The organism is Kribbella pratensis, from assembly GCF_004366075.1.
GTDB lineage: Bacteria > Actinomycetota > Actinomycetes > Propionibacteriales > Kribbellaceae > Kribbella > Kribbella pratensis.
The window spans coordinates 2,347,035-2,365,936 of sequence record NZ_SODU01000001.1; the positions used below are offsets into that span (position 1 = coordinate 2,347,035).

The window sequence follows — 18,902 nt, forward strand, 5'->3', positions numbered from 1 at the left end:
CGCCTTCGCCTCGCCCCCCGAGCAGGCAACCGCCTCAGCGTCCGGGGCCGCCCAAAAATAGTACGCATGCTAAATCTTCTGACCGGCGGCGATCGGCTGAGGAAGGGTCCAGCGGGTCGCCTAAGATCATACGTATGGCGAAGAACTCCGTTCCCGCGGTGCCGCTCATCCCGCGACGTCTTCCCGTGGGTCGGCTCGGGGTGTCCGTTGTCGCCGAGCTCGTCGCCCTGATCGTGACCGGCCGGCTGAAGGAGGGCGACCTGCTGCCTCCGGAAGGACCGCTGAGTGAGCACTTCGGCGTGAGCCGGACGGTGTTGCGTGAGTCGGTGAAGAGGCTCGAGGAAAAAGGCCTGGTGACCGTCTCGCAGGGTCGTGGCACTCAGGTACGGGCGCCGGGGTACTGGAACATGCTCGACCCAGTGGTGCTCTCGGCCCTGATCGACAACGACGAGAGCGTGGGCGTCCTCGACGAGTTGACGATCGTGCGCGCGAGTCTCGAAGCGGCGATGGCAGGTGCCGTGGCCAACTCACACACCGCCGACGAGCTGCGGCGGCTGGAGAATGCGTTGACGGCGATGCGGGAGAGCGAGTCCGAGACGGACTCGTTCCGGCAGGCCGATGTGGTCTTCCACTATGCGGTCATGGAGATCTCCGGCAACCGGCTGGCGGAGAACATCGCCAAGCACATCTACAAACGAGCCGTCGAGTCCAGCCGGTACCAGGGCATCAATCCGCCGGACGCCGTGACCCTCACCCTCAAGGAGCACGAGGCGATCGTCAAGGCCATCGCCCGTAACGACGCGGCCGCCGCCGAGAAGGCGATGCACGATCACATCCACGGGTCGTGGGAGCGCCGTCGGCTGTCCGACCAGCCTCCCCGGCCACGTGGCCGCAAGCGCAGTCAGAAGCGGCAGTAGATGTCGGTGGCGTTGCCGCCGAACACCTGCGCACGTTCTGCGCTGGACAGCCCGCTCAACAGGCGGTCGACCGCGGCCTTCCATGCCACCGCTCCCCCGCCGAGTTCGGCCAGCGGCCAGTCGGAGCCGTAGAGAAGGCGTTCCGGACCGAAGGCATCGAGGGCGATCAGCACGCGATCGGCGAGATCCTCAGCCCGCCAAGATCCCGGGGCAAGGCCGGAAACAAGGCCCGACAGCTTCGCGACGACGTTCGGACGACGAGCCAGCTCCCGCAGTCCAGCTGCCCATACCCGCGTATCCGCTCCCGGCGCGGGTGGTCCGCCGAGATGGTCGAGCACGAAGCGCATTCCTTCGTACCGACCACTCAGGACTGCCGCCTGCGGCAGTTGCCAGTCGCGAACGACCAGGTCGAAAGAAAGGCCCTCGCGATCCAGCGCGGTGAAGCCGAGGGCAACATCCTCCCGCAACATCCACTCGGGATCCGGGTCGATGTGTGCCAGGTGCCGCACTCCCACCAGGGTCACGGTTGCGTGCCGACGGATCTGGTCGAGCTGTGGACCGACGGGCGCGGAGAGATCGACCCAGCCGACCAGGCCGGCGACGACGGACGGGTCCAGTCGAGCGAGCCGAACGCTCTCCGCCAAGCTGTTGCTCGACTGGACGACCACCGCACGCCCGAGACCCGTCGAGGCGAGCATGACCTGCAGGTCGGACGAGCCGAAGTCACGGGCGATCGGCGCCATTGTCTCCGGATCGATCCAGTCCTGCGGGTCCAACGCTCGGTCCCACAGATGCACATGCGCGTCGATGCCGGCGGTCATCCGAGGTGCCACACCTCGTCGACGGGCTGCCACAACGCCCCCGGGTTCCGCTCTTCGGCGATCCGCACCTGGCACGGATCGGTGTGCGTCCACCACTCCTGCGAGACCGGGTCGTCCGCGATCCGTTGCATGTCCGCCTCGTGGTCTTCCCCGACGTACTCGTAGTACGCGAACAAGATGTCGCCGAAGACGAAGATGCTGTAGTTGCGGACGTTGCACTCGACGAGCTTCTGCTCGACACCCGGCCAGACGGCGCGGTGCAACGACAGGTACTCCTCACGCTTCTCGGGTCGTACGCCGACGACGAACGCCCGGCGCTCCGGTGCGCGCGTCACGAGACCGGCCTCAGCGGTGCGGCGGGAACGTCGATGACGTCCGGCTCGGCCACCAGCCGCAGAGCAGCGCGCTCAGGCCGGATGTGCGGTCCTGTCGCTGCCGGAACTGATGCCTCGGAGTTTCCCGATGACAGCTGGGACTCGTCCACCAGGATGCCGATGCCCGGGCGGTCGCCCAGGATGATCCCTCCGTCGTCGAACTCCTGGTCAACGTCCAGACCGACGGGGAAATGAAGATCCTGGACCTCGTAGGTCAGCAGGTTCGGTACGGCGGCGGCCGCGTGCGCGATCGGATTCGCGTTGTACGCCACGGGACTCACCGGCAGGTCATGTCCGTGCGCCAGCGTCGCCACCCGGAGGAAGTGGGTGATCCCCCACACGTTGCCCACCTGGACGACGTCGAGGGCCTTGGCGTCGAGCAGTGGGCGATACTGCTCGAGCCCGGTCAGGTTCTCACCGCTCGCGATCGCCGCACGGATCTTGCCGCGCAACGCCGCCAATCCTGCCGCGTCCCACCGGCGTAACGGCTCCTCCACCCAGGTGAGGTCCAGATGTTCCTCGATGGCGGCAACGTACCGGGCGGCCTGCGCCTGGTTCCACGACTCGTTGGCGTCGAACATGAGCGCCGGCCGACGGGAATTGCGGCTGAGCGCCGCCCGAACGATCTCCAGCCGGGGCAGGTCACGGTCCAGGTCGCGGCCGCCCTTGACCTTGCCCGCCTTGAACCCGCGGTCCGCGAACCGGCCGTACAGTTGCGCGACTTCCTCATCGGTCAGGCCGTACTCGAGGCCCGACGCGTATCCCGGGACGAAGCGTTCGCGCGCCCCCAGAGTCCGCCAGAGCGGCTCGTCCGCCATCTTGGCCTTGAGGTCCCACAGCGCCATGTCGACGGCCCCGATCGTGCCGAACACAGGGCCGGAATGACCGGCTTTGAACACCCAGTCGAGCATCCGGTCGTACAGAGCCACCACCGACCGCGGGTCCTCGCCCTCGACCGCGGGGAAGACCCGCGCGATGTCGGCGTGGAGACCGAGCCCGACGCCCTCGATGCCGGCGTCCGTCTCGATGATGAGGACGGGGACCGGCGTGGTGTCGCCACTCTGTACGCCGTTGACGTCGCCGGTGACCCTCCCCCAGTCGTGAACCGTACTCAAGCTGCGATATCCAGTGATCTTCATGGTCAATCCTCCTTGAGAACCGGGGCGGTCGTCATTCCTTGGTTCCGCCCGCCGTCATTCCCTCGACGAGGAATCGCTGGGAGAAGAGGAAGACGATCAGCACGGGCAGGATCGAAACGATTGTCGCCAGCGCCAGGGTAGGCAACTGGACGGAGTCCGATCCGGCCGAGCTGGGGTTGAACGCGGGCGTCGCGGCGAGCAGCGAGGTGAGGCCGACCTGGATGGGGTACCCGTCGCTGGAGGGCAGCATCACGAACGGCAGGAAGAAGTTGTTCCAGTTCTGCACGAAGCTGAAGAAGGCGACCAGAGCGACGATCGGCGCGCCCAGCGGAAGGGCGATCCGCGTGAAGACCTGGAACTCGGTGCAGCCGTCGATGCGGGCTGCCGCAAGCAGGTCACGCGGGATGCTCGTCGAGAAGTAGATGTAGGTGAGGTACACGCCGAAGGGGAAGAACGACATCGGCAAGATCACCGACAGCGGACTTCCGATCAGGCCGACGCTGTTCAACTCCAGGAAGATCGGCAGCACCAACGCAGTACTGGGGATCAGCATGACGACCAGGGTCAGCACGAGCAGCGCCTTGCGCAGCTTGAACTCGGTGAGCGCGAGTGCGTATCCGGCGGGGACACTCACGAGCAGCGTGAGCGCCAGAGCCCCCAGTGCGTAGAACGCGGAGTTCCCGATCCAGGTCGTGACCGCGCCGTCTTGGAAGCCGAACAGCTGATGCCAGTTGGAGACGAAGTCGCTCCATGACCCGAGCGCGAACGGATTGGAGACAGTCAGCGCCTTGGCGGACTTGGTGACCGCGAACAGCAGCCAGACGATCGGGACGGCGAAGAAGAACACGAACAGGGTCAGGACGAAGCCCGCAACGGCTCGCCCGCTCCATCCTCGGAGGCTCACGCGGCGAGGTTCGGCGGAAACTGCACTCATGGTCATTCCTTCTCGAAGAGGCCGCCGCGGGTCACGAACACCCAGGACAGCAGCAGCGCGACGACCAGCAGGATCAGCGAGATGGCGGCCGCGCCGTTGAAGTCGTTCTGCTGGAACGCGTACTGATAGGCGAGCTGATTCAGCGAATAGTCGTTGGGGACCACCGCGTTGCTGGCCTGACTGAGCAGTTGCGGTTCGACGAACAGTTGCGTGCCGGCGGCGAGGGACATGACCCCCATGTAGGCGATCCACTTGCGGAGCAGCGGCAGCTGGATCCGGAGTGCGATCTGTACGGCGCCGGCGCCGTCGACCTGGGCCGCTTCGAGCACTTCCGTGCTGATGTTGTTGAGCGCGCCGTACATGATCACGATCCATCCGCCGGCTCCGGTCCAGAACGCGATGATCGCGAAGATCGCCGGCAGGTTCCCGGGCTGGATGACCGCCACGAAACTGTCGAACCCGAACGCCCGCAGCAGGCCGCTGACCGGGCTGGCCGTCGGATCGAGGACGAACAGCCAGAGCAGGACGCTGGACGCGCCGGCGAGAGCGCCGGGGAGGTAGTAGACGAAGCGCAGGGCCGTGCTCGCCCACCGGAGACGTACGGCGTGGACGAGCAACGCCAGACCCACGACGAAGACGACCAGCGCGACGAGCCAGATGACCAGGTAGAGGGTCACATGCAGCACAGCCGGCCAGAACCTGAAGTCACTGACGACCTTCGTGAAGTTGCCGACGCCGGCGAACCCGCCGTCGGCGTTCGTGAACGCCAGCAGGACCGCGTACAGCGAAGGAACAACCCCGAATGCCAGCGCGAGCAGGGCGTAGAGCGAGACGAAGACGTAGCCGATCGGCGTGCGACCGGGTCCCCGGCCGGTCGGCCGGCCCGGCCGCCGACGCTCGAAGGCGCCGGCGGCCAGCTCGTCGCTCGGTGGAGCGATGGTCATTTCAGTTCACCGAGTATCCGTTGACCTTGGCTTGGTTCTCGATCGCCTGCTGCCACGTCGGCAGCAGTTCGACGATCGACTTGCCGCCGGTGATCGCGGTGGTCATCGTCTTCGCCCAGATCGCTTCCTGGCTGAAGATGCCGTAACCCCAGCCGTCCCATACCTGCGAGGCAGCGGTCACCACCGGCTGAAGCGAGGTTGCGAAGTACTTGCTGGACTCCTGCTTCGCGACCCACTTCTCAGCCGCCGGCGCATAAGCGGGGTAGCCGGGCGCGACACTCACCTGGTAGTCGTCGGCGGTGGTGACGAACTGGACGAACTTCTCGGCGGCCGCGAGGTTCTTGGAATGGCTGGAGACGAACCATGTCCCGCCACCCACGTTGCCCGTGACAGGTTTGTCGTCGCCCTTCCACGGCAGCGGCGCGGCGATACCGAGCTGGCCGGCGGGCACGTTCAGGGACTGCGGGTTGTTGAAGATCGCCCCGGCATACCAGGCCGGCCCGGGCATCATCAGCACCTTGCCGGAGTACTTCTTCACGAACTCCGGGGTGAAGACGCTGACGACGGGGACGGTTCCGTTCCCGCGGAGCGTGTCGAGCATCGACGCCGCTCGCTTGCACTCGGTGGTGTCGGTGTTCACCTTCACCGACTTGGGACCGGTGATGCCGTTGGCCTGGCACTTGCTGGCCCACAGGAACACTTCCGGCGTCCATGCGTCACCAGCTGTGCCGATGATGTATCCGGGATGCTCGTTCGCCACTTTCTCCCCGAGGGCCTGGTACTCCTCCCAGGTGGTCGGCACGGCGTAGCCGAACTGGTCCATCAGCTTCTTGTTGTACCAGAGCACAGCCTGAGCGAGGTCGTTGCGGAGGCAATACACCTGGCCGTCCACAGTGCAAGGGTTGAGCGACCCTCCGGTGAACTTCGCGAGCGTGTCACCAGGGACCAGACCTTTGTCCAGCACGGCCGCGAACGCCTGCTTGCCGCCGCTCTTCTGACTGGCCCAAGCCGCGTCGTTGTTCTGGGTCGAGAACACGACGTCGGGCCAGCCGCTGCCGGCCCGGTCGAAGAGCTGCATCTTCGTGCGGAACGAGTTCGATCCGTTCGCCGACCCGTCGTACGCGACAACCTCGATCTTCGTGTCCGGATTGGCCTTCTGGAACGCCTTCGCGGCGGCCTGACGGTCGGCGTCCACCCAGACGGTGATCGTCGCGGACGCGTCCTGCGTCACTTCGGGAAAGCCGAACGACCCGTTCGCCGAGGTGCCTTTGGTACTGCAACCGGCGAGGGCGAGGAGCGCCGTCCCGACGCAGAGTCCGGCGACTGTCAGCGCCGACCTGCGGCGCGAACGAACCCCAGTGTGGATTCCGGCCATGAGTTGTCCTTGTCTTGTCGACTCCGTTGACGAATCGGAGTGGGTCGTGATTCGAGACTATAGGGCATACGTATGATGTTTGCCAGTAGACCCGTGACGCTGAGAACAGTGGTCACGTCACCGGCCGAGCCAACCGCCGTCGACCGGGAGGATCGTCCCGGAGACGTAGCGAGCGGCGTCCGACGCCAAGAAGACAGCAGCGCCGGCGATGTCCTCCGCCGTACCCCATCGCCCCGCCGGGATCCGCTCGAGGATGGCCCGGGAGCGATCAGGGTCGTCCCGCAGCGCCTGCGTGTTGTCGGTCGCGATGTAGCCGGGAGCGATGCCGTTCACCGTCACGCCGCGCCCCGCCCACTCGTTGGACAGGGCGCGGATCAGCCCCGCCGTACCGGACTTGGCGGCCGCGTAGCCCGGGACATTGATGCCGCCCTGGAACGACAGCAGTGAGGCTGTGAAGACGATGCGGCCGTACTCGGCCTGCAGCATCCGCCGACCCAGAATCTGGCTGAGCACGAACGTGCTCGTGAGATCGACCTCGAGCACCTCGTCGAACCAGTCGAGGGGATGCTCGGCCGCAGGAGCGCGGCGGATGGTTCCGGCGTTGTTGACCAGGATGTCTACCTGACGATCCGCCGCGGCGAGCGCTTCGGCAAACGCGATCACCGCTGTGCGATCGGCGAAGTCCACGCGATGTCCCGAAAAGTCGCGGCCGAGCTGACGCACGCGATCTCCGATCGCTGACGACGCAGGGTCGAGAGTGGCCGACACACCGACGATGTCGGCACCGGCAGCAGCCAGCGCCTCGGCAACAGCGAACCCGATCCCGCGCTTCGCGCCGGTCACCACAGCGAGGCGGCCGGTCAGATCGAATGGATTCATGAGGCGTTCAGCTCCACGAGCAGCTTCATCGCCTGCCCTGCTTCGAGGACGCCGAAGGCCGATTGGACCTCCGTCAGCGGCACGACGGCGGTGACGAGTTTGTCCGCCGGTATCGTGCCTTCGGCAACGAGTTCGGCGGCGCGCTCGAAGTCGCGTCGCTCGTAGACCCGCGCGCCGAGGATCCGCAGCTCTCTCCAGAACACGCGATGAAGGTCCAGCGGGCGCGGTTGCGCATGGATGGCCACCACGACGAGGGTCCCGCGGACCTTCACCAGATCGGTGGCGCCCTGAACGGCGGCCGCGGAGCCGGAGACCTCGAACACGACATTCGCTCCGGCGCCACCTGTCCACTCCTCCACCCAGGCGGCCTGATCCACGGACGAAGGATCCAGCGTTGCGAGTCCTAGCTCGGCAGCAGTGGCCCTGCGGGCGGGGTCGATCTCCGCGATCACGACCTCAGCACCGAACGCGACGGCGACGGTCGCGATCAGGACACCGATCGGGCCCGCACCGATGACGACAGCCTTGTCGCCCGCCTCGATCTCGGACCGACGTACGTCGTGGACCGCGACGGCTACCGGCTCCACGAGCGCGGCGTCTCGCAGCGAGACCCCGGAGGGCAGTCGCACGAGGGTCGATGCCGGGACGTTCCAGTACTGCTGGAGAGCCCCGGGACTGTCTATGCCGATGAAGTTCAGGTGCTGGCAGATGTGCTCGTTACCTGCCCGGCAGGCGGGACACGTGCCGTCCCAGACAAGCGGCATCACGGTCACCGGGTCACCGATCGACCAGCCCTCGACACCAGGGCCGAGGTCGACGATCGTGCCCGACATCTCGTGCCCGATGGTCGCCGGCTTGCTGACGCGGCCGTCCATGTCACCGTGGAACACGTGGAGATCGGTGCCACAGATGCCGACATAGGCCACCGCGATCCGGACCTCGCCGCGGCGCAGATCGGCCGGTGCGCGCTCCTCGACCGCCATCGTCCGGTCACCCACATAGTTCACCGCCAACATCGCTCTCACTTCCTTCTCGATCGGCACCGCGGCCGGAAGGGCCGGCGGGCCTGCGCAGCCTAACCCAGGACCGATACAAACGTAATACGTATGTTGAAATGCGATACCGTCCACAGCCATGGACAACGACCACCTTTCCGGCGCGGCCACTCAGCCGTTGCCGACGCGACGTCTTCGCACCGGCCACCAACTCACCGAGCTGGGACTGGGCGCTTCCCAGTTCGGCAACCTGTTCACGGAAACCACCGACGAGCAATCGGCGCGCGCCGTCGAGGCAGCGCTCGACGAGGGGATCCGCTACTTCGACACGGCACCCCACTACGGCTTGGGTCTGTCCGAACACCGGCTCGGCCAGGCCCTGCACGACATCGCCGTCGACGTCCTCGTCTCCTCGAAGGTGGGGCGCCTGCTGGTCGAGAGCCCGGAGACGGCCGATCGACTCGACGACGACGGGTTCGTCGTACCGGCGACGAAGAGACGGGTCTGGGACTTCAGCCGTGACGGGATCCTCCGTTCTGTGGAGCAGTCGCTCGTACGACTCGGTACCGACCGACTGGATCTCGCCTATCTGCACGATCCGGACGACCATTGGGAGGCGGCCTCCACCAGTGGAATCTCGGCCCTGGTGGAGCTTCGGGACCAAGGCGTGGTCGGCGCGATCGGCGCCGGCATGAACCAAGCGGCGATGCTGACCGAGTTCGTCAGGCGGACCGACGTCGATGTCGTCATGGTCGCCGGGCGGTTCACACTCCTCGACCAGTCAGCTCTCGAGGATCTCCTGCCCATGGCCCATGAGCGAGGCGTCGGCGTTGTCGCCGCGGCGATCTACAACTCCGGGCTGCTCAGTAAGGCGACGGTCGACACCTCCGCGCACTACGACTACTCGCAGGCGCCGAGCAGCGTCGTCGACCTGGCTGTCCGCGTGGCCGAGGTCTGCGAACGGCACGGCGTGAGCCTTCCCGCGGCCGCCGTCCAGTACCCGCTGCGTCATCCCGCAGTCGTGTCGGTGGTGACCGGGATGCGGACCGAGCAGCACGTGCGGAGCACCGTGAGCCGGTACCGGGAGGACATCCCGGAGTCGCTCTGGGAGGAGCTGCACGCAAGCGGTCTCGCCCCGGACCCCGCTCGGCGGAGCTAGGCATACTCACGCCGTACGAGCTCTTGTCGCAAACATCATACGTATGCTAACTCTGTTCCGGGGTATCGACGCCCCCTCAACAGGAAGCGATCGAACATGACATTGACGTCTGAATCACGACGCTCGATGGCCACGCCCGGGGGGCGCAGATCGGCCGTTCTCGCGTTGCTCGGCGCCGGCGCCGTCATCGCCTCGGTGCTCAGCCCGTCGAGTGCGCAGGCCGCGCCCGCGACCGTCTACTACGCAGCGCCCGACGGCAAGGACTCCGGACACTGCAGCCAGGCGATGCCGTGCACTCTGGAGCGAGCGCAGCACGTGGTCCGGCCGGCCGCCAAGTACGGGGACGTGACCGTACAACTTGCCGATGGCAACTACCGTCTCGACGCGCCGCTCAGGTTCGGGCCCGAGGACGGCGGCGGCGACCACACCATCCGCTGGACTGCCGCACCCGGCGCCCACCCCGTCATCACGGGCGCGTCGAAGGTCACCGGCTGGTCCCAGTCCGACGTGGGGCGCGGGATCTGGGTGGCGGACACCCCGAGCGGCCTCGACACTCGTCAGCTGTACGTGAACGGCGTGATCGCGCCACGTGCGTCCATCCGCCTCGCCAACTCCGACGTCACTCCGACGGCGACGGGTCTCACCATCAAGAACCCTGCCCTGAGCTATCTGGCAACGCTTCCCGACCAGAGCAGGATCGAGTTCGAGTCACTGGGCGACTTCACCAACCGGTACTCTCCGGTCAAGAGCATCAGCACGACCGAGATCACGATGGCGCAGCCGGCCTGGGACAACAACACCTGGGGCTGGGACACGGTCCAGAACTCGTTCCTGGCCGGGCCGAGCTGGTACCTCGACAACTCGCTGAGCTTCCTGACCCAGGTCGGCCAATGGTACATCGATCCGACCGGCGGAAAGCTCTACTACAAGCCGGCCGACGGCGTGGACCCGAACCAGCTCGATGTCGAACTCCCCCGGCTGCAGTCACTGCTCAGCATTGGCGGGACCTACGACCAGCCGGTCACCGGACTCACCTTCGAGGGCATCCAGTTCTCCGGTACGTCGTGGCTCGGCCCCTCGACAGACGGGTACGCCGACCAGCAGAACGGGCTGTTCATCAAGGGTTCCTACGACTACCGCCCCGCCGACGCCTTCGCCAGTTGCTCGCGCGGCTGTGAGATGTTCGAGCGGGCGCGCACCACGTGGTACCAGGAACCGGCCGCGGTCCAGGTGTCGGCCGCGGGCCGCATCTCGTTCACCGGAAACACGTTCACCAACCTCGGACAGTCGGCACTCGGGATCGGGAACGACGCGAACGCCACCACCACCGGAGTCGGGCTCGGCGCGAGCGACATCGACGTGGTCGGCAACCGGTTCACGGAGAACAGCGGCCACGGCGTCGCCGTCGGCGGCGTACTGCCCGACGCGCACCACCCCAGCGACCCGCGGATGACCAACCAGGACATCCTCGTCGAGAACAACACGATCAACCGGGTTGCCGTGGACTACAAGGACAACAGCGGCATCCTCAGCACCTACGTCACCGACGCGAGGATCCTCCACAACGAGGTCTCCAACGTGCCGTACGACGGCATCGACACCGGCTACGGCTGGGGGATCAACGACGCCGGAGGGTCGAACGACTACGTCGACCGCGGCTACTACAAGTGGAACACGCTGTACTCGACACCGACCACGCTCAAGGACAACCGCGTCGAGGGCAACCTCGTGCACAACACGAAGGCACGCTTCGCCGACGGCGGATCGGTCTACAACCTGTCGGCGAGCCCCGGCACGGTGGTCAGCAAGAACTACCTGTTCAACATCTCGGGGGTCGGCCTGTACCTCGACGAGGGCTCGCGCTCGATGACCTACGAGAACAACGTGGTCCAGGGCGGCTCGTTCGTCTTCACCAACGCCTACAGCCTCCGGAACAACACCAGCGACAACGTGATCCAGAACAACTGGTACAACTCCGGAGGGGCCTCCACGCCCAACGCCGCCGCGCACAACAACAAGCTGATCAACAACGTGAAGATCAGTGGGGCCAACTGGCCGGCGGGCGCGCGGGAGGTGATCTGCGCAGCAGGTGTCGAACCGCAGTACCGGACCTCGCTCAACGCGAACCAGTTCGGCTTCACTGGCTGCTCGGTCGATGCGCCTGTCGCCTCCGGGTTCGCCACGGCCAAGGCCTCAGCTGTCAGCTCGTACTTCGGTCAGAGTGGCGGAGTCTTCGGGATCGCGGCCGCCGGTGCCGATGTCTGGGGCGGGGGCGGTCAGCACGACGACCAGTTCGGCTCGATCTACAAGGCCGGCGCGTTCGCATCACAGGCGAGCGTTTCTGCCAGGGTCGTCTCGGTCAACGACGCCAACGCCTGGGCCAAGTCCGGAGTCATGGTCCGCAACGACATGACGAAGGCGGGCGCCTCCGCCGGCTATGCGGTCGTCGCGGCCACCGCCCGCAACGGTGTCGTGTTCGAGTGGGACGCCAACGGCGACGGCTACCTGGACAGCGAGGCGCGCGCGAGCGTCGACAGCTACCGTCCCGTGTGGGTGAAGCTCACCCGATCCGGTACGTCGTTCAGCGCCTCCTACTCCTACGACGGTAAGAACTACGCTCCGGTCGGGGCCCCGGTGACCCTGACCTCGGCCGCAGCACAACAGGACGCCGGCATCTTCTCCACCTCGCACGACGTGAACCAATCGGCCATCAACCAGTTCGACTCCGTCACATTCACCGGCTAGACACCGGGGCGCATTGACTGATCACCTCATCCACCGATGACCGCAGGCCTTCCGTCGCAACGACGGAAGGCCTGCGGCGTCTACTGGTTCAGGTCCAGCCACGGCTGGTCGTCGAGGTTGCGGCCGACGCTGCAACGCGGGCCGGCCATGATCGCCATCCACTGCGGCTGGTGCGTCACCGCACAGACATGATCACGCGCGACGTCCGGCTGCTGCGGACGGGCGCGGGGTACGCGCTCGCCTCGGCCCCGACGGCAGCGCTACGGAACTACGTCACCCGCACGCATCAGATCGGCGACGTACAGCTATCCGGCGTGCGCGACCTGGACCTGCGTGCGACGGCGTACGAACTCTCTTGCGAACTGGTCTGGAACCCCGCGTCGGCACGTCCAACATCGGATTCGAACTGCGCCGCGGACCGCAAGGCGGCCGGCACGTGGCCGTCGGCACCTGCCTCAACGGGCCGTACGCCTACGTCACCGACGCCCCACCGGCAACCCGACAGGTGGCGAGTCACAGACGCAGATCGACCCCTCGACCGGTCGACTGGCGATCCGCGTGCTTGTCGACCGCTCGAGCGTCGAGTACTTCATCGACGAAGGTCGCCACGTGCACTCGCATCGCGTCTTCCCATTTCCAGGCGACGACCACATCCGGCTGTTCGTCAACGACGGCGAGGCAACCTTCCGCGCCCTCACAATCCGCGAGCTCAAAGTCTGAACCGCGGATGCCGACGCCATCGTCGCCGCGCACTGTGGGAGGCGCTTGGAGCGGTTCGGCTGGCAGGATGTCGGTATGGACGAGCGGCTGGAGGGTGGTTTCGACGGTGGGGCCTCATTGGTCGATGGCGTCGTACGGCGTACCGCGGGAGCCTGGACGTCCTCGGTCCATGCGCTCCTGGGTCATCTCGAGGCTGCTGGGTTCTCGGGCGCACCACGGCCGTTGGGTGTCGACGCCGACGGACGGGAGATGGTCAGCTATCTGCCCGGGCAGACGGTCGGGAACACGCGGCCCTGGCCGTCGTGGACACACAGCTCCTCGGCTTTGACCGACGTTGCACGATGGCTGCGGCGCTATCACGCGGCCGTTGCCGACTTCGTTCCGCCGCAAGATGCGCGCTGGCGCGAAGGAGAAGCGTGGCGGCCAGGCATGATCGTCGCGCACAACGACGCAGCGCCGTACAACGCGGTATGGAACAGCGACGGCCTGGTCGGATTCGTCGACTGGGACATGGCCGGGCCGGTACGCGTCGAGCTGGACGTCGCCTGGGTCGCCTTTTCCTGGACGCCACTGCATGCTCCACACGTCGTGGCCGCCGAAGGCTTCACCGACTTCGACGCACGCCTGGCCCGACTCTCCCTGTTTCTCCGCGAATACCACTGGCAAGGCACCACCCGCGACATCCTCGACCTCATCGCCGAACGCCTGACCCTGCAGCTGACCCTGATGACACAAGCCGCCTCCAGCGACCCCACCTACCAACGAATGCTGGCGGCCGGCCGAGACCACGACCTGACAGTCGCTCTCAACCAACTAGTCGACCTCCGCTGATCCTCGTTCCCTGCGTGATCCGCAGGCCTTCCGTCGCGACGGAAGGCCTGCGGCGTCTGCTGGTTCAGTAAGCGACCGTGAAGCGGGTGCGGTGGTGTTTGGGGGTCTCGAGTTCGTCGGCGAAGGCGATCGCGTAGTCCGGGCCGGAGATCTGGGAGACGCCGTTCTCGTCGCGCAGCAGGATGTCGTCGCCGATTCGGAACTTGCCGGTGCGGGTCCCCGGGTTGAACGATCCGTACAGCATCGGCGGGCTCAGGTAGAACCAGTCGGCGTCCACCGTGGTGCTACGCAGTACGTCGAGGGCCCGAGCGTGAGCTTGTGCTTCACCGAGGTACTCGGCCGGCCACTCGGGCAGGTCCAGCACCAGCGGACCGCCCGGCGAGGCAGCGAGGCTGCCGGTTCCACCGACCACGCCGAGGCGCGCGCCGGTTTCGGCTGCGGCCTGGAGCATGGTCGGTACGACGTCCTTCAGCTCCGGGGCTCCTGGCGGGATCGAGGGAATCGCGAGCACGATGACGTCGGCGCCCTTGCTGACGTCCCGGACGAACGCCTCGTCGTACGCCGATCCTGCAGTGGCCGTGAGTCGTGGATGTTCGGGTAGTTTGCTGACGTCGCGGGCTACGCCGATCACGCTGTGACCGCGGTTCAGCAGTTCCTCGGTGATCTGGCCGCCGGCGTAACCGGTCGCGCCGAAGACGACGACTGTGGACATAGGGGTACTCCTCATTGTTGGTTTTTGCGCCGGGTGCGGGACGCCCGGAGGTTCGGGGCGTTGCCGCACACCTTGGAGTCGTGCCAGACGCGTGCCTGGTTGCGTGACTCGTCGTAGAAGCTGACGCCGCAGCGCGTTCCCGCGCAGGACTTCAACCGCGGCAGCGTTCCGTTGCTGTGGGCAAGCAACAACTCCATGGACACCAGCGCGGCCACACCCTCCCAGCCGCGCTCCACGGGTCGGTAGCCGACATGCCCGTCCGGTTCGAGCTGCAGCCGGATGTCGACCGGCACCAACTCCGCAGGCGCGGTAGCCGGCGGGTGGACATGCTCTGCCTGTGCTCGAGTCGCCTGCCGCAGTTGTTCACGCAGACGTCTGAGCGGCGGGAGGTCGGCCTCGCTCAGCCACAGGTCCGGCACCGGTTTGCCGGTTGCATCCGCCCACCGAGTCAGCGCATCCCGTAACCAGTTGTTCGCGGCGGCCGGATCAGCAAGCTGGTCGTCGGTTCCCTGCAACTCGTCGAGCGCCGTGTTCACCAACTCCTGCGCCAGCCGCAACCCACCCGGCGCCAACACCAGCCCGAACCGCGCCGTATTCAATGACATAACCAAAGCCTATACGCCTATGTCACCCCAAACAAGGCACAGCCATTTCGCCACCATCAAGGCATGGGCTGCTGTGCTCCCATGACGACAACCGCCGCTTAGCGGCGGTACCGCAGTTCCTGCAACCGCGGCCGGTGCCTGCCCCGCATGGACAGTGCCAGGACGTACCGCCGGATCAGTGTCCTGCCAGCAGTCGTCCTGCCCTGATGGTCGGGCTCCCGGGGCTGGGAAAACCACCCGGGTCGACCGACGAGGACCTGAACCGCACACACAACGAGCACATCGCACTGGTCGACGCGATCGCCGCCGGCGACTCCGCCGTCACCGAACCCGCGGCCCGGTCACTCTGCGGGATCCGGGGAGCACGTACCTGAGGCAGCTAGTGCTCTCGTGCCAGGTACGGGATGGTTTGTGGTCCTTCCGGGAGGACGCACATCGTCGCGCCCGGGCCGGCGGCCGCGAGGGCCTCCGCGGCGGTTGCCGAGATGTCGTGCGTCTGCTCGAGCTGGACGGCGGCGAGGTCCGCGTCACTCAGGTATCCGGTGTGCATGACGACCCGATTCGCCGACTGGATCTTGGCCTGGATCTGTATCTGCCATTGATCGGGAACGGTGACCGACCGGGAGGCGATCTCTGTCAGCAGCGCCTGCGGCGAAGGAGCCGTCTCGAGGGTCTTGCGGTACAGGCCGTGGTCGGGGAAGCCGTCACGGCACTCGGCCGCACAGATGATCGTTCCGCCCGGCCGGACGACTTGATAGGCGGCCGACATGCCCTTGACGGCCTGGTACAGGTTCTGGTCGAGCGGGAAGCCGGAGTTCGTGGTCACGACGACATCGAACCGTCTGTCGACGGGCCGCATCGCGATGTGGCGCGCGAAGGACGCCGCGGCCGCGTGCATCGGCAGCAGATCACCGCCGAACGCCGCGACGATGTCCTTGTCCCGGTTCAGTACGACGTCCAGCGCGAACGTCACGCCGGTCGCCTCGGCGATGGCTCGGACGTCGTCGTGAACCGGGTTGCCCTTCGTGACACCCCAGGTCGCCCTCGAGTCACCGATCCTCGATGCGTCGTGCAGGACCAGGACCGTCTCCAGGCCGGCGAGGCCGGGCGCCACCAGTTTCGGGCCTCCGGAGAAACCCGCGAAGAAGTGCGGCTCGACGAAACCGGTGGTGATCCTGACGTCCGCCTCGGTCCACTCCCGGTTCAGCCACACCGGTACGTCGTTGCCGTGCGTGCCGCGCCAAACCAACTGTGACGAATCCCGGCTGTCGTGGTTCACGATACGCACCGAATCTGCGATCTCGTCACCGAACATCAGGCGGAGTTCAGCCTCGGTGTTTCCACGGTGGGTGCCGGTAGCGACCAGGACGACGACGTCGTCCAGGGCCACGATTCCGTCCAGCTCCTCGAGGATGGCAGGAATCATCAATTGCCGCGGCTGTGGCCGGGTACCGTCACAGGCCGAGATGGCTACCGACTGCCCGGGGCGAACCCGCTCACGCAACGGCGGGCCGGCCACCGGCTCGCGCAGCGCCATGCGAAGGGCCTTCAGTTGGTCGGCAGCCGCGACACTGTGCATTGGTTCGACAACCGTCGTCACATCCGGGTCTACTGCCAGTCGCAATCCGTTGTCGCCGTACGCCAGTCGCACGTCGGTCATCAAGGCATCTCCCGATCAGAAGCTCTTTGGGCCTGCAGGGGGAAGTAGACGGTGTACGGCTCGTCGCGGATTTCGGCGAGCGGGACGAAGCGGATGCCTGTCGGCTGACCCACGGTTCGATAGGTCCCCGTCCGCCACCAACTGTGGTGTCGTTCCTGGTCGGGTGTGAGGAAACTCGTCGGCTCGTCCGGTTCGCCGAACAGGACGGACTCTTGGCTGGTCAGACCGGCAAGGACCACTGGGCCGTCGAGCACCGCGACCGTATCGGGCTGATCCGCCAATGGCACTGTGCTCAGCTCTGACCCCACGGTCAGCCGAATGTGCTGGCTGCTCCAGACCTGCGAGGCGACAATCCAGCTGTTGTCCACAGTCACCGGCACCGGCTTGCCGTCGATCTCGAGCATCGGTGCCCCGACGGCCCACGACGGAACCCGAAGCCTGAGCTCGAACCTCGACGGCCGATGGCAGTGAACGTCGACAACGTAGACGCGGTGGTTCGGCCGCCGCGGCGGTAGCGGTCGTGACAGCAATTCCTGGATTCCGGCGGCACCGTGGAGGGTCTGTCGTTGCCCGAGGACGACCCCTTCCTCGGGGTCGGCCGAGATGGTGACCTGGACACGTCCGCCGAACAGATCGGGCCAGGTCGTGACCGAGTTCAGGTACTGGCTGATCGAGATCCCGGTGCCGTCGACGTACAGCGCGGCCTCGTCGATCGAGGCGTGTGCCTGGAGCAACGTTCCGTGGCAGCACCAGCAGTCCTCGGTCGGCCGGCCCCACTGCTTGCGGCTTCCGGCTGCCAAGGGCAGGAAGTACGCCGGCATGCCGGTATCCGGGTGCTGCTGCGCCCAGATACCGTTGACCAGGTTGCGTTCCCAGTAGTCGGCGTACCGGTGATCGCCGGTCCAGCGGAACAAGACGGCGGCGAGTCGCATCAGGTTGTAAACAAGGCAATGCTCCTGCACCGCGTGGAGACGTGCGGACTGTTCACCCGGCGGCTGCCAGACCTCGCCGCAACTGCTGCCGCCCGTGCAGTAGGTTCCACGCGTTTCCACAGCAGCGTTCCAGAAGGCCTCGACGATGTCGCGCCAGCGCTGCACGCCAGTGACCTCCCACGCCCGCGCGGCGCCCAAGATCTCTGCGATCTGGGTGTTCGCATGCTTGTTGGTCAGCACATCGATACCGGCGAGCAGCGGCTCGAAGAACCGCGGACGGTCGTAGCGCTCGACGAGATCGGCGGCGCGCTGGTCGCCGGTGAACGCGAGGAGGTCCGCCCACACCTCGAGCATCCCACCCGTCTCCTGGTCGAGTACGTCGTCCAACTGTTCGCGCGACAGCTTCCCGGTCCAGTCGTGGAACCAACCGGCGAAGGCCGAAACCACGCCGAGGGCCTCTTCGTTGCCGGCGATCCGGTACTGATCGAGCAATCCCATCAGCGTCTTGTGGACGACGTACTGCGGAGCCCACACCGGCTTGCCCGCGACCAGCCGTTCGAAGTACGCCGGTGGGATGGACGCCGCCCATCGTCCGCCGTTGGCGCGCTGGCACGCGGCGAGCTCAGCGACGATCATGGACGCTCGAGCGGCTACCTCAGGGTCCTGGCGGCCGATCCGGGCCGCTGCGGACAGCCAATGCCCGAGGATGTGCCCACGCAACTCGCAGGTGATCGACTCCCAGCCCCAGTGCCAGTCCTCCGGCCCGTCGGCGGCCGCGGCGCCGATCGTCGTACCCCACGACCCGGAGTAGCTCCACAGGCCGGCCTCCGCACGGTACGGCCGCAGCAGGTTGCCGGCGCTGAGACTCCGTAGGTAGCGCGTGTTCAGCCGCCATCGATCCTTCGCCGGTCCGTCCGTCAGCCCCGTCTGCCCACCCGACCCAACGACCGTCCGCAGCAACCCCGCGTCAGACATCCGCGACATCTCACTCGATCCGCAGGCCGACAGCCAGGCAGTTCGTCATGGCAGGCTCCCTCGCAATCGGCGATAGATGGGATCTTTCTTCCCCTCCGGCGTCGTCCAGTATGACCTACTCTCCACAGTACCGCCATGACCACTAGAAAATCATGGGATCAATATGTGCTCGATCAAGCACCAGT

The 18,902-nt window shown here is 66.5% G+C and carries 18 protein-coding genes; 6 read left to right on the forward strand and 12 right to left on the reverse strand.

Annotation, left to right across the window (positions count from 1 at the left end; genetic code table 11):
• Nucleotides 1-134: 134 nt before the first annotated feature.
• Nucleotides 135-917 carry a FadR/GntR family transcriptional regulator gene (locus EV137_RS11205; RefSeq protein ID WP_134000786.1) on the forward strand — a complete coding sequence of 261 codons (783 nt, stop codon included), beginning with the start codon at nucleotides 135-137 and terminating at the stop codon, nucleotides 915-917.
• Here EV137_RS11205 and EV137_RS11210 read toward each other — a convergent pair.
• The 8 genes from EV137_RS11210 to EV137_RS11245 form a co-directional block, all read right to left on the reverse strand.
• Complete coding sequence (locus EV137_RS11210; RefSeq protein WP_202870886.1) at nucleotides 902-1,738, reverse strand: amidohydrolase family protein; 837 nt, start codon at nucleotides 1,736-1,738, stop codon at nucleotides 902-904. The two genes, EV137_RS11205 and EV137_RS11210, sit on opposite strands and share 16 nt — an antisense overlap.
• Nucleotides 1,735-2,073 carry an L-rhamnose mutarotase gene (locus EV137_RS11215; protein WP_134000790.1) on the reverse strand — a complete coding sequence of 113 codons (339 nt, stop codon included), beginning with the start codon at nucleotides 2,071-2,073 and terminating at the stop codon, nucleotides 1,735-1,737. The genes EV137_RS11210 and EV137_RS11215 overlap by 4 nt, the downstream gene beginning before the upstream one ends.
• On the reverse strand, nucleotides 2,070-3,251 hold the full coding sequence (locus tag EV137_RS11220) for a mandelate racemase/muconate lactonizing enzyme family protein (RefSeq protein WP_134128309.1): 1,182 nt from the start codon (nucleotides 3,249-3,251) through the stop codon (nucleotides 2,070-2,072). The genes EV137_RS11215 and EV137_RS11220 overlap by 4 nt, the downstream gene beginning before the upstream one ends.
• Nucleotides 3,252-3,282: 31 nt before the next feature.
• Entirely contained in the window at nucleotides 3,283-4,185 is a 903-nt protein-coding gene (locus tag EV137_RS11225) for a carbohydrate ABC transporter permease (RefSeq protein ID WP_202870887.1), read from the reverse strand.
• 2 nt (nucleotides 4,186-4,187) lie between these two features.
• A complete protein-coding gene (locus EV137_RS11230) occupies nucleotides 4,188-5,129 on the reverse strand; it encodes a carbohydrate ABC transporter permease (RefSeq protein ID WP_134128311.1) in 942 nt (313 codons plus the stop codon).
• 1 nt (nucleotide 5,130) lies between these two features.
• Nucleotides 5,131-6,504 (reverse strand): ABC transporter substrate-binding protein, encoded by a 1,374-nt coding sequence (locus EV137_RS11235; protein WP_134128313.1) that lies wholly within the window; start codon nucleotides 6,502-6,504, stop codon nucleotides 5,131-5,133.
• Nucleotides 6,505-6,621: 117 nt separating this feature from the next.
• Nucleotides 6,622-7,383 (reverse strand): SDR family oxidoreductase, encoded by a 762-nt coding sequence (locus EV137_RS11240; RefSeq protein WP_134128315.1) that lies wholly within the window; start codon nucleotides 7,381-7,383, stop codon nucleotides 6,622-6,624.
• A complete protein-coding gene (locus tag EV137_RS11245; protein WP_134129540.1) occupies nucleotides 7,380-8,399 on the reverse strand; it encodes a zinc-dependent alcohol dehydrogenase in 1,020 nt (339 codons plus the stop codon). The genes EV137_RS11240 and EV137_RS11245 overlap by 4 nt, the downstream gene beginning before the upstream one ends.
• Before the next feature lie 118 nt (nucleotides 8,400-8,517).
• On the opposite strand from EV137_RS11245, the gene EV137_RS11250 reads away from it, so the two are divergent.
• From EV137_RS11250 to EV137_RS11265, 4 genes are all read left to right on the forward strand, one after another.
• Complete coding sequence (locus tag EV137_RS11250) at nucleotides 8,518-9,537, forward strand: aldo/keto reductase (protein ID WP_134128317.1); 1,020 nt, start codon at nucleotides 8,518-8,520, stop codon at nucleotides 9,535-9,537.
• 126 nt (nucleotides 9,538-9,663) lie between these two features.
• The gene (locus EV137_RS11255) at nucleotides 9,664-12,282 is read left to right on the forward strand and encodes a right-handed parallel beta-helix repeat-containing protein (RefSeq protein ID WP_134128320.1); all 2,619 of its coding nucleotides are present in this window, start codon (nucleotides 9,664-9,666) and stop codon (nucleotides 12,280-12,282) included.
• Between the two features lie 558 nt (nucleotides 12,283-12,840).
• On the forward strand, nucleotides 12,841-13,002 hold the full coding sequence (locus EV137_RS41980) for a GH32 C-terminal domain-containing protein (protein WP_375372026.1): 162 nt from the start codon (nucleotides 12,841-12,843) through the stop codon (nucleotides 13,000-13,002).
• A gap of 75 nt (nucleotides 13,003-13,077) precedes the next feature.
• Nucleotides 13,078-13,833: a phosphotransferase gene (locus EV137_RS11265; protein ID WP_134128321.1), complete on the forward strand. Its 756-nt coding sequence runs from the start codon at nucleotides 13,078-13,080 to the stop codon at nucleotides 13,831-13,833.
• A gap of 64 nt (nucleotides 13,834-13,897) precedes the next feature.
• Here the strand turns inward: EV137_RS11265 and EV137_RS11270 are convergent, their stop codons facing one another.
• On the reverse strand, nucleotides 13,898-14,545 hold the full coding sequence (locus tag EV137_RS11270; RefSeq protein WP_134128323.1) for an NAD(P)-dependent oxidoreductase: 648 nt from the start codon (nucleotides 14,543-14,545) through the stop codon (nucleotides 13,898-13,900).
• 11 nt (nucleotides 14,546-14,556) lie between these two features.
• Entirely contained in the window at nucleotides 14,557-15,150 is a 594-nt protein-coding gene (locus EV137_RS11275) for a CGNR zinc finger domain-containing protein (protein WP_134128325.1), read from the reverse strand.
• 206 nt (nucleotides 15,151-15,356) lie between these two features.
• Here EV137_RS11275 and EV137_RS40495 point away from each other — a divergent pair, with 206 nt between their 5' ends.
• Nucleotides 15,357-15,524 (forward strand): hypothetical protein, encoded by a 168-nt coding sequence (locus EV137_RS40495; protein ID WP_166679829.1) that lies wholly within the window; start codon nucleotides 15,357-15,359, stop codon nucleotides 15,522-15,524.
• Nucleotides 15,525-15,529: 5 nt separating this feature from the next.
• Here EV137_RS40495 and larA read toward each other — a convergent pair whose 3' ends face one another.
• On the reverse strand, nucleotides 15,530-16,810 hold the full coding sequence (gene larA / locus EV137_RS11280; RefSeq protein ID WP_134128327.1) for a nickel-dependent lactate racemase: 1,281 nt from the start codon (nucleotides 16,808-16,810) through the stop codon (nucleotides 15,530-15,532).
• On the reverse strand, nucleotides 16,810-18,717 hold the full coding sequence (locus EV137_RS11285) for a beta-L-arabinofuranosidase domain-containing protein (RefSeq protein ID WP_134128329.1): 1,908 nt from the start codon (nucleotides 18,715-18,717) through the stop codon (nucleotides 16,810-16,812). Before EV137_RS11285 ends, larA begins: the two co-directional genes overlap by 1 nt.
• Nucleotides 18,718-18,902: the final 185 nt, after the last annotated feature.